Genomic DNA, 15,949 nt, shown 5'->3' on the forward strand with positions numbered 1-15,949 from the left:
ATCTGGTTCCTATTCGAATCGCAGTCGAGAATTGAGGCTACGCATCCAAGTGGCAGAACGCAAACTACATCTGTAGACCATACCTCCTTCTGCGGTAAGAAATTCCCTCACGGTTGTAGTCCATAGCCTGCCTCGAAAAGAATAAGAATCTACATATGGGAGCTCAATGCGGGATAGTGTTACCGTCGCTTGTCGAAGACGAGCGGGTTCGACCTATTTGGAGGTCCTCTCCGTTTGCGAGTTGTTATTGGCCGCAGACTGTAGAGAAAAATCGACCGTTGACCGTTTGCGCCTGCCTAGGCTGACGTCAGCGCCAATCTATCGATTCTCGCTTCATTGCCTGTCTCGACCTCCATGGGCGCGGTCGCGGTCCCGTGCCTAGGTGGCACTCGCTGCGCAACCGGGGCGTACGGTCAGCGCCATATCGGTCCCGCTTCCGGTGCGTGTGGTGCGTTCGTATCGCCCGAACTTCCGAGTGCAGTCGCCCGTGCTGCAGCAAAATCCTTGTTCGCGGCCTTCCAGATAAGCCAGCAGACCTTGAAGATGGTCGAAGCTGCTAGGTCTGTTATCTCAGAGTTGTGTGGCGCCACGACCCGGCCGCACCGCTACTTGGACCCGCGGCTGTGCGGAGCCATCGACTTATCCGCGCGCACATGCGAAGCTCGGCCTCACTGGGGGAGGTCGCTTCTGCGGTTCCCCTGTCGGAGAGCCGTTATCGACACCTGTTCGTCGCGGGAACCGGTAGCTCGTTCGGGGTGTACCTCCTTGGGTGCGTATCAATCTGGCCATCGAGGCCTCGTGACCGGCGCCTCGTGGACCGAGGCCGCGCATGAGGCAGGCTTAACTGACTCGGCACACCGCACTCGCACGCGCAAGCTCATGTTCGGCATCGAACCGACTGCAATACGTCATCAGTCTCTCTTTCGCAAAAGGTAAAGAACTTTTCGTGAGTGAGGCCGATAGTCCGTGGGCACGACCTGCACGCCGCGTCGTGCATGTTGCGATGGGTCGCAAGGAGGTCACATATACTTCGCTCACCCGGGCCTTTATTGCTGACGGCTTCGAGGAGACGGAAAGCAGTCTAGTGCTGCGCATCACTCGCGGCACCTTACGTCTAAGCTCCTTCCTCCACTTCTTGTCGTTAGTGTCCGCAACTCCTCCGGCGATATGGCGCGAAAGTCTGGCGGCAGAAGGACACTGGCCTGCGCGAGCCCAAGCCGTAGTCCTCGCAGAACTACGAGAAGGATAGCTAACCGACCTTGCGGAAATCACTGGGCGCCCGGGGAAGCGTGGTACGGTCATTACTGAAAAGGCTTTGGAAGGTCAAATCACGACGGGAAGCATTCCTCTGTCGCTGCTCCTGCAACTGACGTTCCTCGTCAGGTCTCCCTCCCTCGAACGTTACGTCGACCTCGCGGACATCGCCTCGACTGCGGACAGTTCACTGGTCTGACGGAAACGATTCCTTGAACTTTCCGGCCGACAATTCGGCCTGCAAGGCAATGAGACGACTGCGCCCCGAGTAACTCTTCTAGGAAGCGCTCGGCGGCCTCGGTCGCTGAAATACCTAAGTTTGCGCGGCGTCGTCGCCCGATGCTCAAGCCTCGAGCAGATTCAATTCCTGCCTTGAATACCGACGCCGTCGCTCAGTGCATGCCTCATCGGTTGGTGGTCAAGCCCGGCGCGTAGAATACGACGTTGGTCGCACCCATGTGACTGTGAAACCGAGCAGGTGCACGACAACGATTCCGATAAGCTCCGTTCGTGGAGCAGATAGCTAACTGAAACACGCCCTGAGGCGACAAAGACCGCTGGGCTAACACGACGACGTCCAGAGGACAACATGCATTTTTCGATGAGACGGTCGAACGTCCGAGGGTCTTGGCTTTCACCGCACGCGAAAGAGCGGGTGAGCGAACGGTGTTCCCTTTCGGCAACTGCTGTTCGAGCGATGATAGACACAGGTCGATGCATGTGGCTCGGCGAGTCGTCCGTGACTAGGTGCCTGAGTCTCATCTACAGTCAAGTGGACGACCGGTTTTTCGTCGTTGTGCAAGACACCGGCAACCAGGCTGTCATTACCGTTCTTCCTCTTTGGATGTGGAAGAACGGGACGTTGCTAGAAACCTCATCGGAAGCAAGCGAAGCTCGAAGGTTGGCTCTCGAACCACCGTCGCCTCGGTCGAAAGGAAAAGGAATCCGACATCGTCCGCGCCGCCCAAGCGGCTTGTTTGGACGTCGTCGATGAATTTTCGTGACGCGCGCTGACGGCACGAAAGACTGAGGTGCGTCGAACTCGGTAAGGATGTGTCTAGCAGAATGAATCTGCGGTCAATTGCAGCCGTAGCCTGTACGACGATTCCACCAGCATATTGCTTCACCTTCGGTGCAAACGAACATGCTGCCAACCGCGTCGCATTGGACAGTCGTTTGCCGGCGACCATTTGACGTCGGACTGTCTTTCGTTAACTCCGAATCCGATGACGCGACTGCGCTCTCTATCGCTCCGCGAACCTTTGCAGTCCCTTCGGTAGGCTTCTTTGTTGCCGCGACGGGCGCGACGCTGCAAGCAGAAACGAAGGCGCACAGACAAATCAATATGAGCAAGCGGTTTGCCGAAACCATAATCTTCTCCCACTCCGTACCAGATGCGCGTTGCGCCTCATCATCTGAACGCCAAAATCGTCATGGTGAACGTGGAACGATTCTATCCCTACATCTGCGACGTCGTTTCAGATGACCTGGGAGACATCTTCGATGGAGCCGACTCTCCCATCTCAATGGAGTAATTGAACCGCCCGTCCCCGGGCGTGGCGCTTCACCAAGCCTTCAAGGGAGTGGCAACAGCGTGGCGATATGGCGCTGCACAAACGATTTCTACCGTCGAGCGTCAACGTCGCACCTTCTCGCACGTTAATCCGGCAAGGCGCACAGCCTTATATCTCCCGGAGAATAGTCATGAACAAGATTATCGCAGTCGCTTTGGCAACATTCTTCTCGGTCGGAATCGCATGCGCTCAAACGTCCGCACCTGCCGCTGCGACCACCAAACCCGCGCCGACGGCGGCAGGGTCGAGCTGTGAGTCCCAGGCAATCGATAAGAACGGAAAACCGCTGGCTGGCGCAGCTAAGACGTCCTTCATCAAGAAGTGCGAAGCTGGCAACAAGAGCAATGTCTCCACTGCGTGTGCGAGCAAAGCGGTCGGAAAAGACGGAAAGCCGCTCGCGGGTGCTGCCAAAACGTCGTTCATGAAAAAGTGCGAGGCCGATGCCGGCAAATAATCCTTGAGTTGAAGAAGGCTGGTCTGATTGCCATTGGATGTGCGTCCGGCTTTGAGCCCGCCAGCCTTCTTCGCCGCGTGTCGATTCATGAAAGTCGAATTTCGCCGCCCCCCTCTCCGTGGCTGCTCCGTTCCCGTATCACACTCCTCAAAAGTCTCCTCGCTTCCGGGATTAACCTGACTGAGCTTCCGATACAAGCAACGGTGTTTCGGTACTCTTTTCAAGAATGCTGTGTCATAGTTCCTTGTGCTACCACACGGAGGAGAACATGACTACTCTCGAGAACATTCAGGCCCGTATGAAGAGGCTTCAGGCGCAAGCGGAGACAATTCTTGCGAAACAAGCACAAGCCGCTGTAGACCAAATCCGCGAGTTGATGCTGAAGCACGGGCTCACTACTGCAGACATCGAAGCCAAGGCGAAAGCGAAGAGAGACGCAAAGGCAGGTGTTGCCATTGCCGCCAGTCGAGGCTCCAAGGCGCCACTCGCTACCAAGGGAAAATTGCCAGCAAAGTATCAAAATCCCAAAACCGGCGAGACTTGGAGCGGACACGCTCGACCGCCGGCTTGGATTAAGGACGTGAAAGACCGCACGAAATTTCTCATCGACGGCGCCGGTACCGCATCTCCAGCAAAGACGGTCGGAACGACTAGCGGAAAAACTTCGGTTCGCAAGGTGCAATCAAAAGGTGCGTTGCCTGCAAAATACCGAGACCCCAAGTCCGGAGCTACATGGAGCGGTCGTGGTCCGGCGCCTGGTTGGCTGGCCTCTGCCAAGGACCGGACCAAGTTCCTGATTGAGAGTCCTCCTGCCGCCGAATCGGATTCCACAGCGACTCGCAAACCGACCACATCGAAAGCCGCACCGAAAGTCCGCGTTGCGAGCAAAAAGGTTGGCACCAAGAAGGTGGCGGCATCTAAAAAGCCTGCGGGCGTAAATAAGGCTGCGACGAAGGCTTCGGCAAAGTCAATCGTCACTGCAAAGAAGGCCTCTACTCGCAAGACAACGTCCCGGAAAGTCAAGCCCACGACTACGGCGACGGCGCCTACGGCTGAAGCATCGACCGCCGTTTCGGTGTAAGACTGGGACCATGTGCCGCGCGAACCATCAAGGCGCTAAGAGTAGACCTGAACCGACCTTTGAGCGGCGGGATATCATCGGCGACGATGCTTGCGCGGCTATTAGGTAACAAGAGCGTTCGATTGAACGACGTCGGGGGCAGACATTGCCAGGTCCGAGTTATGAAGCGAGCATCTGCGCATTCATCACATTGGATTTCGCCGTCACTCGGACCGGGAATCCGCATAACTTATGCGGCATCAAGGCTTGAAACCAGAGCCTTGCTCGTTGGCCAGCCGAACAAGCTCATCGATAACAACTCGAACACGAGGTTGCACGTACTTCGTTCGCGGCCAGATGGCGTGGATAGGCATTTCCCCTCCGGCCCATTCGTTCAAAATGTCAATCAGTTCTCCACGACGCAGGTGCTCGCCTACCAACCATGTGGGTAGCTGAACGACGCCGCAACCGGCCAACGCTGCGTTGAGCATCGCTTCGCCGTCGGCTAGTTCGTATCGGGCCGCTATCTGCATCGGTTCGTAGTTTCCTGCGACATTCTTCACCAGCCAGCTTGCTCTATGCCCTCGCTGCAGCCCAACAATGCAGTCGTGCGATGCCAGCTCGTTTCCATTCTTCGGTATTCCATTTCGGTCGAGGTATTTCGGTGCAGCACTAATGACCAGCCGCTGTTCACCGAGCCTGCGCGCAGCAATGTCGGCATCGTCCTTCAGTCGCCCAATTCTCACGGCAATGTCGACGCCCTCCGCAACGAGGTCGGCTAAGCGCTCGCTGAAATTCACGGAGAGGTCTAACCGGGGGTGTCTTTGCGATAGGTGCAGAAGCGATGGAAGCACGTGTCGTCGGCCAAATGTCGCCGGTAGCTCGACGCGCACTCGTCCAACCGGCTCTTGGTGGCCTGTCGTTAGGAAACTCTCCGTTTCATCAAGCTCACCTAGCACTCGAAGGCAACTGGCCAGATACGCCTCTCCTTCGTTTGTCAGGGTCAGGCGTCGAGTCGTTCGATGAACGAGTTTGGTTCCAAGACGTTCCTCGAGTCGCGTAACTGCCTTCCCGACCGCACTACTCGTCAGACCAAGACGGACCGCAGCAGCTGTGAAGCTTCCTTCCTGCGCGGACAGAACGAATTCGTTGAAACCGTAGAACCTATCTTTCAGCACGATTTTAGAATCACAGGATGAAGTAAATGGAATTTTAGGCGGTTTATGGCTCATCCGTACAAAATTAGAATAGAAGTGTCTACGGAGAATCCGCCATGAACGCTCACGCCGAACAACTTTTTAGCGACGCTACGCTCGCCGAACAACCGGCTTTCAAACGTCTTTTCTCACCGCAGAAGCTCACCGTCGGGCTGATTTTGCCGCTCGAGACCCATCCGAATAGGCCCGCTCCAACTATGCGGGACCACATCTCGATGGCGCAGAAGGCCGACGACCTCGGATTCGCCGCGCTCTGGATGCGCGATGTTCCCTTCTACGACCCGCAATACGGCGACGTTGGACAAGTCTTCGACCCCGTGCCGTACATCGGCTACCTTGCGGCCTTCACGAGCAAGATTGCGCTGGGTACCGCCGGAATCGTTCTTCCAATGCGCGAACCTTTGATTTTGGCAAAGCAAATCGCCTCACTCGACCAACTCTCAGGAGGTCGCGTCGTGCTTGGCCTGTCGTCCGGTGACCGCCCGGCCGAATATCCGCTTTTTGGCATCGACTTTGAAACTCGAGGCGAGCGGTTTCGCGATGCGTTCGATGTCTTCAAGACCGTTCTCGAGCAAAGCTTTCCTCGCTTCGACTCATCTCGCTTCGGAACCTCGTGGGGAGCCCACGACCTCGTTCCAAAGCCTCCGTTTGGAAGTACACCCGCCATTGCAGTCGGTCACGCCCAACAGGACCTCTCCTGGATTGCAAAACATATGGACGGCTTCATTGGCTCGTCTCCTGTGCCAGAGCAGTTGCCGTCCTTCGCAAGGCAGTGGCACTCGCAGGTCAATGAATCGTGTGGGCCCGAAAAGTTCAAACCACTCGGCATCGGCGGCTTTCTCGACCTGGTCGATGACCGCAACGAGCCACTGATTCGCACCCGAGGTGGCTTCCGCTCAGGAAGCAAAAGCCTTGCGAATTTCGTGCAGGACGCGCAGGCGGCGGGCGTGAACCACATCGCGCTAAACCCGAAAGTCAGTCGGCGGCCGTATGCGGAGCTAATGGACGAACTGGCTTCCGAGGTCCTCCCGCACTTCCCGTCCCACTGACCGTCGCCCAGTTCTGCACCTACGCGCAGAGCCGCCCACTCTTACCCTGCAGCGCCTGATACGAAATCGGGTAGCAACCAACCACGGACAGCAAAAAACGATGAGCAAACTTTTCGAATGCTATGACTTATCCGGCCTACCATTGCCCAACCGTGTCGTTATGGCGCCTATGACCCGGTCACGAGCGCCCGACACAGTTGCGGACGAGCAGACGGCTCTCTACTATCAGCAGCGCGCAAGCGCGGGCCTCATCATTACCGAGGGGTCACAGATTTCTGTTGAAGGACGCGGCTATCTGTTCACGCCTGGAATCCACACGCTCGAACAAGTTGCCGGGTGGAAGCGAGTCACCGAAGCTGTCCATCAGCAAGGCGGTCGAATCTTCATTCAGATTTGGCACGTCGGCCGAATCTCCCACGTAACGTTGCAGCCAGATGGCAATAGTCCCGTCTCATCAGTCGACGTTGTCGCGGCGGACGCCACAGCCTTCGGCTACAACGCGTCCGGAAACCCGGATAAGGTACCGGTCAGTCATCCGCGCGCGCTCGCAGCGGACGAGATTCAACGAGTTACCCGCGACTTCGTGGAAGCAGCGCGAAATGCGATGGCCGCTGGCTTCGACGGCGTTGAGCTGCATGGAGCGAATGGATATCTATTCGAGCAGTTTCTAAACGACGGACTTAACAGCCGCAAAGACGAATACGGCGGGACCCTCGAGAATCGAATGAAGTTCCTCCTTGAGACGGTCGACGCGGTCAGTGAGGCTATTGGCGCAAGTAAGACCGCCATCCGAATCTCCCCTTTCGGAAGACTTCATGACATGAAGCCGTACTCTGACGAAGAGGACACCTGGCTCACAGTCGCACGAGAACTCTCTGCTCGAAACCTGGCGTATGTTCATCTGAGCGACCAGTTGACACTCGGTCAAACCGCAATCGACCGCGATTTCTTGAAGAAATTCCGAGCCGCATATAGAGGCACGCTGATTCTCGCCGGTGGGTTCCAAAAGGCAGAGGCGGAGCAAGCCCTGAAATCCGGAATCGTTGACCTTATCGGGTTCGGACGTCCATACATCTCAAATCCCGACCTTGTGGAACGACTCCGCGACAACGCTCCTCTCGCGCCTGTCGACCGTTCGACCATGTATGGTGGCGGCTCCCGCGGCTACACGGATTACCCACGTTACGAAGAATCATCGATGGTTGAATGAGGTATCAGTAAGCGCTGTGATTGAAAGGGCCCGGAACCAATCGGGCCCTTCGCCTCCGTTCAGACAATCCTGTGCTCTGCAACGAGAAAGGTCGTGATTTCCGACAGAAATGTCTTCGCATGCGCCATCGTCTTAAGCCCAGCCTCTGACTCGAAGGCGGTCTGCAACGAGTCCGTGCTTTCGAACCAGAACTCGACGATGCCATCGATTGGCAATTCTTCGTACCCACTAGGGATACCCTTCGTTACCTCGCGCTCGACAACCGCATTTTGTCGATAGCCCAGTACGCCCGGCATCGTTTTTACATAGTCCGCGTGTACCTTCCATTCGTTCAGGAAGTCCTGCTCCGACGTTCCTTGGCGGCGCCGAATTAGCGACATCCGCTTCTTGAGCTTCCGGCGAACCTCGTCTGCAGGAACGTCGACGACGGTCGTCTGTTGGACAGAGACGATGTGAAGACCGCCCATGAAGTGGTTCTCATCGGCCAAGACTCTGGCCGGCAGGTCGTCGCGTCCGAACGGTGCTTCTGGGTCGGCAACCCAAAGTTGAGAAAATCCATCGAACTCGTACGGCCCACGCGCAAATTCAATCCCGCGCTGGGCGCGGTCCGTAACGTGGTTCTGCCAGTACTGGCTAAGACCAGGAGCGTTTCTAACCAACGACCCGTGATGATTCAGCCAATGGGCTCGGAAGTCTTCGGTCGACCAATCAGGCTTTTTGTACAGCAGTCCCATCCTGACCTTGCTCATTCAATCTCCTTGATATCGAAAAACGCCGCGCGCCTCATTTGCGGCACGAATCAATGCGTGCCCAAATAGGCCGCCTTCACTTTCGGGTCGTTCAACAATTCGCGCCCGGAACCCTCAAGGGTGATGCTCCCCACCTCTAGCACGTAGGCGCGGTCTGCCACGCCAAGGGCCTGTTTCGCCATCTGCTCAACCAGCAAAATCGTGATGCCCTCGTTCCGGAGGCTGCGAATTGCGTCGAAGATGTCTCGTATAACGAGTGGCGCAAGACCGAGCGAAGGCTCGTCGAGAAGGAGCAATCGCGGCTTACTCATCAATGCGCGCGAGATTGCTAGCATCTGCTGCTCACCTCCCGAGAGAGTTCCGGACAGTTGGTTCTGGCGCTCGCGCAATCGCGGAAATCGTTCAAACTCGCGCTCAATTGCTGCTTCGGTTTCGGCCTTTGACTGCTTGCGCGAATAAGCGCCGAGAAGAAGGTTCTCGCGGACAGTCTGGTCCGGAAAGACCCCTCGGCCCTCGGGCGACAGCGCAATGCCGAGTCCCAGTCGCAGATGAGGAGGGAGCTGCGTGCAATCTCGTCCGCCAACAGTCACCCGCCCTGCCGAAACTGACTGAAGTCCAGCGATGCTCTTTAGCAAGCTGCTCTTTCCTGCGCCGTTGGCGCCGATGATGGTGACAACTTCACCCTCGCGCACTTCAAGACTGACGCCTTTCACTGCGTGGATGGCGCCGTAGGACACTTTCACAGAATCTAATTTCAGCATGTCATCCCCTCACGCGGCAGCAGCTTCGTCGACGCCGAGATACGCCTCGACAACTCGCGGGTTCGCCTGAACTTCTGCAGGCTTGCCTTCGGCAATCTTCACGCCGTAGTCGAGCACGATGACATGGTCGGATATCGACATAACCAAGTCCATGTGATGCTCGACCATCAGAATCGTGACGCCGTACTTTCCGATGCGCAGCAGCAACTGACCGAGCTCGGCGGTCTCCTGCGGGTTCAGGCCCGCAGCCGGCTCGTCGAGCAGAAGCAGCTGAGGCTCAGTAGCGAGGGCGCGAGCAAGTTCAACGCGGCGCTGCAGTCCGTACGAGAGGCTTCCGGCCGGGCGATTTGCCAGTTCCCCAAGTTCGACCAACTCCAACAATTCCAAGGCGCGTTGTCGAGTAATCTCCTCCTCGCGACGCGCACCAGGTAGCGACACAAGCGATTGAAAAATGCCATTTTTCATCCGGCTGTGGCGCCCGAGCATCACGTTGTCGAGGACCGAAAGGTCGGCAAACAGTCGCAAGTTCTGAAAAGTACGCCCCATGCCTGCCCAACAAATTGCATGGACGGGGCTGCCTGTGATGTCTTTCCCATTGAACTGAATGGAGCCAGTGTCTGGCTTAACGATGCCCGTGACCATGTTAATCATCGTGCTCTTGCCCGCCCCGTTGGGGCCGATGAGCGCGTGAATGTGACCTCGTTTGAGCGAGAACGAAACATCCTGAGCGGGCTTCACGCCACCGTACGACTTGCAGACCTTCGCGACCGTGAGAAGGTCACCCGTTCCCGAACGCCCACTGCGCATGAACGGCGTCACCTGTGCGCTTGCTCGCACGGCCCTCAGACTATCAACATCGGCTTTGCCACGGAACAGATGACTGTAGATTGTTCCCACTACTCCGTTCGGCATTGCATACAGAGCAAACAGCAACAACAAACCGTACAGGACGTGTTGGACGGAGGGCCAGCGAGCAAGCAAGGCGTCCAGCAGCGTAAGGGTCACCGCACCGACTACTGGGCCGAGTTTCGTACCTGCTCCGCCGAAGAGCACCAGTAGCAGAATGAATATCGAGAGTTGAAACGAAACGAAGTCAGAGTTGATGTACTGGTTCTGCTGGGCGACCATCGCGCCGGCCAAACCACAAGTAATGGCAGCGACGACAAAGGCGATGACTTTCGCTCGATAGACACGAACACCCACGGAAGAAGACGCAATCTCGTCGGCCTGAAGCGAAAGGAATGCTCGTCCAAATCGTCCACTAAGAAGGTTGCGCAACAAGAGATGCGTCAGAGCGCAAAAGACAACGCCGACGCACACCCACTGAGCCAGCGACAGCGGCTGGCCGTCCCACTGCGGGCTTCGAATGCCGTAAATGCCCTGCGCTCCTCCAAATACTTCGCTCCAATCGCTCACCAAACGCTCGACCACAATCCCGAAAGCGAGAGTGACCATTGCCAGATAGGGCCCCTTCACTCGAAGCGACGGCAACGCGATGAGAACACCAAAGATGCCTGCGATGACCGTAGCAGCCGCCATCGCGAGCCAGGGGTTTATCGCCGTTGCGATGTGAGAAGGGCCGCGGCATATGCACCCGCCCCAAACAGCCCTGCCTGCCCGAGAGACTTCTGACCCGCAAAGCCCACGAGCACATTCATTCCCGCGCCGCACAGGTAGTAGACGCACATCATGAAAGCGATGTGCAGATAGTAGTCGTTGCCGACCATAAGCGCCCCGGCGATGAGAACGGCCGAGATAGCGCAAACTGAAATGACATGAGAGAGCTGTTTCATACCTTCTCCACCAGCTTGCTTCCAAAGAGACCGGTCGGCCTGAATGCCAAGACCAAGATGACGACAGCGAAGACAGCAATCTCGCGCCATTGCGCCTGCCAGAGATTGACCATGGACTCAAGCACGCCAAGGACAAACCCGCCAATGACGCATCCTCGAGGATTATTCAAGCCGCCAATCATTGCGCCCGAGAAGCCTTTGAGTCCAATGGTGAGGCCCATGAACAAGGAGGCTTGAGCGATTGGAGCAATCAAGAATCCAGAGAGACCTGCCAGAGCTGAACTGACAACGAACGCGCCAATCATCACGGCATTCGTGTTGATGCCCATCAGACTGGCCACGCTTCCATTTGCAGCAACCGCCCGCATCATCTTTCCGACCATCGTCTTGCGCATGACTATGTCGAAGACGAACATGACAACGACCGCCACAGCGAGAAGCAAAAGTTCTTGCGGCCGCATGCCCACACCGAAGATTTGGACGACCGAATCGCCCAACGGAGACGGAACGACGACAGGTTTCGGACCCCAGATGGCAAGGCCGATACTGTCGAGAACAACGCCAAACCCAAGGGTGCTCATCACCCACGCCATTCCAGGCTTTCGTGCGAACGGTCGCACACCAAGGACGTAAAGGAGCCACCCAAGTGCACCCATCACCACCAAAGCAGCAACCAGCGCCAAGAGTTGCGCAGTGACCCCTGGAACTGCCCCGCCGAAGCTGGTGGATGTTATCGGCTTACCTAGCAAAAGAAGCATGGCGCTCATACCGATGAACGCGCCGGACGACACAAACTCCCCGTGCGAGAAGTTGAGCGTCTTGGTCGTCGTGAACGTGATGCTGAAGCCCAGCGCCACAAGCGCATATGCTCCGCCGATGGCGAGGCCACTGATGAGCGCTTGCAGGAATGCGCCCGTCGTGTCGCCGCCAGAGGTCGCGGGCGCCAGATTGAGCGCGCTCGGCTCGGCCGGCTTCTGGTTCCTGAAATCTGCTGCGGTCAAAGAAGAGACCACCGCATCAGAATGAGGTACCAGCTTTCCGTCCTTCCAATGCACCCAGACCAAGTCCTTCGCAACGAGCGCCTCATGATTCAACTTACTGTACGGTTTGACGTAAGTTTTCAGTAACCCTTGAACCGGCGTTTTCAAGTTTTCGAGCGCGACTCGGATGTCGGAACCATCAGTGCTGTTCGCCTGCTTGATTGCTTGTGCCAAAATCAGCACCGAGTCGTACCCGTGAAGCGCAAAAGAGAACGAGCTTGGCGCCTTCAACTGCGAGCCGATGCGGGCAAACAACTTGTCTTGCGCAGGCGTGCGGTTCTCGCTGACCGTTCGAAGGAAGAGCGGCTTCTCGGCCAAAGCGTTACCTGCCGCATCATAGAAAGTGATGTTGTCAGCGGCCCACGAACTGAGCGTTCGCGGATAGTAGTTGATTTTCTCCATGCTTCGCATTACCTGGGCGATTGGTGTTCCCTGAGCCCAGATAAGCACGGTGTCGACTCCAGCCGCCTTCAGCTTGTTGAGCTGTGAAGTCATATCGGTATCGCCAACACCGAACTGCTCAATGCCGACTGGCTTCACGCCTTGCATCTCGGCGATGGCCTTCATGTCGCGAAGGCCGCCTTGGCCGTACCCGGTGGTCTCCGCCATAAAGCCGACCTTCGGAGACGCACCCGCACTCTTTTTCACATATGCCATCAACGCGGAGATTTGCTCGCGGTCGACCATCGATACACGGAACATGTAGTTATCCATGCCCGGCATAGGTGCCGTGATGTCCGTGCCGGACGACACGTTATCGAGAACCGGAATCTTCTTCTGGTTGACGATATGCTTCCACGCCATCGCATTGCCCGAGTTTGTCGGACCGAACACTGCGACAACCCCTTCGTTATCGATGAGGTCTGACATGTTCTGAATCGACTTCGGCGGCTGCGAGAGGTCATCCCGCAGCACGAGTACGAACTTCCTTCCGAGCACTCCGCCGCTTGCATTGATGTCATCGACCGCAGCCTGCATTCCAAGCACAGCTGCCTGACCACTCTGCGCCGAGGGTGACGCAGACAGGTCACCGTTGAAACCAATTTTGATGTCCTGCGCTGATGCCGACGAAGCCGCCGCACTGAGGCAAAAAAATGCGAGCCCCGCAGCGATGATACGAATTGCTCTCATGATGTCTCCAGCCTGATACCCTGAATTACAGGGGAACCGCTCGGCCCCCTTGTAGGCGCGCTAGTTCAGAACTTGCTGACGATGCCCAAGCTCACTGCAAGCATCGAGGCGCTCGCACCGGGTGTAGTTTGGAAACTGTCGCCAATCGCGGGCGTGGCATTGATGATGGCGCCAGTACCCGGGTTGCCGAGCGTCTTGCCAGAGGCTCGCTGATACCCCTCCAGTGCGTAAAGGCCCGTGCGCTTAGATAGAGCGTAGTACTGGGACAGAATGACCTGGTGATATTTCGCCGGGTCCGAGATGTTGTTCGCCTTCGAGGCCCAGGTATAGCTGTACCCAAGCCCAAGGTCGACTGCAGGCGACGGCTTGTAATGGAGCACGCCTCCTGCTGTATTCCAAACCGCCGTATCAGTGAACTTCGAATTGATTCCGGGGATGTACTGCACGTTCGAGTACGCGAACGAAATGTCCCATGCTTCATTGAAGAAATACCCGCCGTCAACGGCGAAGCGCTGTTGCGCTTGAGCTTGGCTGTAGCCATTCGTGATGGCCGACACGCCTTGCTGTCCTGAGGAATTCACAGCCGACTCGGCTCCGTATGGGCCGCCCCCAGGGGTGGAGTTATTGATGCGCCAAAAGGCTGCGGCAAGGCCGAAGGAACCGCCCTTGTACTGAAGGCCTGCGCTCCACGTCGACCCTTGATTCAAACTTCCCGGGATGCCTGCCGGTGCGAATTCACCGCTCGCCGTAAAACCGTAGAAGACGGGCGTCGTATACACAATCGCGTTGTTGGCGCGATAGTATGTGTCCAGTCCGTCAAGGTCGCCTGGATGCGAGCCATACCCCGTCTGGTAATAAGCCGGAACCCATGGTGCAAGCATCGTGTAGTAGGCACTGTATTGGCGGCCGAGGGACAGCGCGCCATACGACTTGTTCGACACCTCGATGCGTGACTGCCGCCCGAACATAGCATTGGTGAATTGCTGCCCGCCGGTGGCGAGATTGAAACCCGACTCCAGAACGAAGAGAGCCTGTGTTCCTCCGCCGAGGTCCTCGGTACCACGAAGGCCCCAGCGTGAGCCGTTCCACACACCGGACTGCATGCGGATGTTTGACCTTCCTGGCGTTGTCGACCCGAGAGTCGTCTGACTGTTTTGATAGGTAATCGATGTGTCGACTATCCCATACAACGTGACAGTCGATTGCGCGAATGCAGGCGCAGCCAAGATTGCGGCCGCTGCCGTCAACGCGTGCTTCGACACTCCTTTCGTCAACATCAAAGTCTCCTGAGATAAATCTGGATGCTGCTTTGTTGGTATGGACTCAAGTTCGCTTGTTCTGTTTCCTACCGCTGCATGAGGCCACGTGACCGAATTTATAGGAGTACAGACCAGCAGAATTTCGTCTCTGATTGTGTTGGAACCGAAAGCGGCCGTCGCTCAACATGCCACTGCACAAGGAGGTCAAATCCGTTTCGTGCCAAACATCCGGCTCGCGCTCAGCGGCAACCCGTTGAGCGAATACTACGCCATGAAATTAGATATTTGCTAGTTGTTTTGCATCGGTGCAAATCCCTAGCGCGAGTCCCTGCTCGCAGCGCTTGAACGGTCGAGCGGGCCCCTTGAGACGGTGAGACGTACGTCTTGGCAGGGAAGCGCGCGGGCCAACATCGGGGGCTGCATCGAGCTTGTCAGCCCAAACCGTTCAGGGACGAGCGGCCCGAGTGATTACACCTATGCGATTTAATATGTTTATGTGTAATACTCGCACCAATCTACTGCGGGCTCGCCCGCTAACACGCTCAAACGTCTAAGGAGAAGGTATGTCGCTCAACCGTTCAATCGTTCCGCCGCTTCTTGAAGGTCGACTGGCGTTCATTACCGGCGCAGGCCAAGGAAACGGACGTGCGCTGGCGGTAGGTCTGGCAAAAGCAGGCGCAGACGTCGTCGTCAGCGATATCAACCTGGCGCACGTGGAGGAGACGGCTTCGCTGATTCGTGAAGAGGGCCGCAAGGCGTGGGCTTATGCGCTTGACGTTACCGATGCGGAAGCCGCTTACGCCCTTGCAGCGCGCGTCCAGGAGGAGATTGGTGACGTGAGCCTGCTGGTCAACAACGCTGGAATCATCATCCGCGAGAATTCCACCAGTCCAAGCGCGGCTAAAAATTGGAAGAAGGTGATGGATGTGAACGTGCAAGGTACGTTCAACGTCACTCACGCGCTTTTGCCGGCAATCAAGACGAGCAAGGGCGTAATCATCAACATTGCGTCGATTGCCGCCTATGCAGGACAGGGCGGGAGCCTCGGCTACTCTCCGTCCAAGGGCGCCATCAAGATGTTCACTCAGTCGCTTGCAGCTGAGCTCGCGCCGCAAGGTGTTCGGGTGAACGCGCTCGCCCCGGGGGTCATCGAGACTCCCATGACCGCTGCAACCCGGGAGGACCCCAAGCGCCTTGACGCATTCATGTCCCGTATTCCGATGGGACGGGTTGGGCAGACCGAAGACTTGGTCGGACCGACAGTCTTCCTGGCGTCCGACATGTCGAAATATGTGACGGGCGTGACCTTGGCCGTCGACGGCGGCTTCTTGGCGATTTAAGTGCCTTTGAGGGGCCCCTACCGGCCCCTTCCTCAAAGCGTGGCTCTGCAAGACACTC

The 15,949-nt window shown here is 57.1% G+C and carries 11 protein-coding genes and 2 pseudogenes; 6 read left to right on the forward strand and 7 right to left on the reverse strand.

The genetic code is table 11. From position 1 onward, the window contains the following. Nucleotides 1-946 precede the first annotated feature (946 nt). The 3 genes from BTHE68_RS37295 (at nt 947) to BTHE68_RS31425 (ending at nt 4,363) form a co-directional block, all read left to right on the forward strand. Nucleotides 947-1,249 (forward strand): DUF6471 domain-containing protein, encoded by a 303-nt coding sequence (locus BTHE68_RS37295; protein WP_353622674.1) that lies wholly within the window; start codon nt 947-949, stop codon nt 1,247-1,249. Between the two features lie 1,709 nt (nt 1,250-2,958). Then, a complete protein-coding gene (locus BTHE68_RS31420; protein WP_162070191.1) occupies nt 2,959-3,282 on the forward strand; it encodes a hypothetical protein in 324 nt (107 codons plus the stop codon). A 268-nt stretch (nt 3,283-3,550) separates the two neighbouring features. Continuing rightward, nucleotides 3,551-4,363, forward strand: a complete 813-nt coding sequence (locus tag BTHE68_RS31425) for an H-NS histone family protein (RefSeq protein WP_162070192.1) — start codon at nt 3,551-3,553, stop codon at nt 4,361-4,363. Between the two features lie 239 nt (nt 4,364-4,602). On the opposite strand, the gene BTHE68_RS31430 is transcribed toward BTHE68_RS31425, so the two are convergent. After that, a complete protein-coding gene (locus BTHE68_RS31430; RefSeq protein ID WP_162070193.1) occupies nt 4,603-5,574 on the reverse strand; it encodes a LysR family transcriptional regulator in 972 nt (323 codons plus the stop codon). A 41-nt stretch (nt 5,575-5,615) separates the two neighbouring features. On the opposite strand from BTHE68_RS31430, the gene BTHE68_RS31435 reads away from it, so the two are divergent. Together BTHE68_RS31435 and BTHE68_RS31440 are read left to right on the forward strand one after the other, a co-directional pair. After that, nucleotides 5,616-6,608 carry an LLM class oxidoreductase gene (locus BTHE68_RS31435; protein WP_162070194.1) on the forward strand — a complete coding sequence of 331 codons (993 nt, stop codon included), beginning with the start codon at nt 5,616-5,618 and terminating at the stop codon, nt 6,606-6,608. A 100-nt stretch (nt 6,609-6,708) separates the two neighbouring features. Then, a complete protein-coding gene (locus BTHE68_RS31440; RefSeq protein ID WP_162070195.1) occupies nt 6,709-7,818 on the forward strand; it encodes an alkene reductase in 1,110 nt (369 codons plus the stop codon). 59 nt (nt 7,819-7,877) lie between these two features. Here BTHE68_RS31440 and BTHE68_RS31445 read toward each other — a convergent pair whose 3' ends face one another. The 6 genes and pseudogenes from BTHE68_RS31445 to BTHE68_RS31470 all read right to left on the reverse strand — a co-directional run bounded on the left by BTHE68_RS31445 (nt 7,878) and on the right by BTHE68_RS31470 (nt 14,569). After that, nucleotides 7,878-8,567 (reverse strand): EthD domain-containing protein, encoded by a 690-nt coding sequence (locus BTHE68_RS31445; protein WP_162070196.1) that lies wholly within the window; start codon nt 8,565-8,567, stop codon nt 7,878-7,880. 50 nt (nt 8,568-8,617) lie between these two features. After that, nucleotides 8,618-9,328: an ABC transporter ATP-binding protein gene (locus BTHE68_RS31450; RefSeq protein ID WP_162070197.1), complete on the reverse strand. Its 711-nt coding sequence runs from the start codon at nt 9,326-9,328 to the stop codon at nt 8,618-8,620. A 9-nt stretch (nt 9,329-9,337) separates the two neighbouring features. Further along, a pseudogene (locus BTHE68_RS31455) lies at nt 9,338-11,121 on the reverse strand (branched-chain amino acid ABC transporter ATP-binding protein/permease). After that, the gene (locus BTHE68_RS31460; RefSeq protein ID WP_162070933.1) at nt 11,118-12,068 is read right to left on the reverse strand and encodes a branched-chain amino acid ABC transporter permease; all 951 of its coding nucleotides are present in this window, start codon (nt 12,066-12,068) and stop codon (nt 11,118-11,120) included. The pseudogene BTHE68_RS31455 and the gene BTHE68_RS31460 overlap by 4 nt, the downstream one beginning before the upstream one ends. Nucleotides 12,069-12,251: 183 nt before the next feature. Then, nucleotides 12,252-13,292: pseudogene (locus BTHE68_RS31465) on the reverse strand (ABC transporter substrate-binding protein); the annotation flags it as partial. Nucleotides 13,293-13,357: 65 nt separating this feature from the next. Continuing rightward, nucleotides 13,358-14,569 (reverse strand): porin, encoded by a 1,212-nt coding sequence (locus tag BTHE68_RS31470; RefSeq protein ID WP_162070198.1) that lies wholly within the window; start codon nt 14,567-14,569, stop codon nt 13,358-13,360. 545 nt (nt 14,570-15,114) lie between these two features. Here BTHE68_RS31470 and BTHE68_RS31475 point away from each other — a divergent pair. Further along, nucleotides 15,115-15,891 carry an SDR family NAD(P)-dependent oxidoreductase gene (locus BTHE68_RS31475; protein ID WP_162070199.1) on the forward strand — a complete coding sequence of 259 codons (777 nt, stop codon included), beginning with the start codon at nt 15,115-15,117 and terminating at the stop codon, nt 15,889-15,891. The last annotated feature ends 58 nt before the right edge of the window (nt 15,892-15,949 follow it).

It is taken from the genome of Burkholderia sp. THE68 (assembly GCF_009938265.1).
Taxonomy (GTDB): domain Bacteria; phylum Pseudomonadota; class Gammaproteobacteria; order Burkholderiales; family Burkholderiaceae; genus Caballeronia.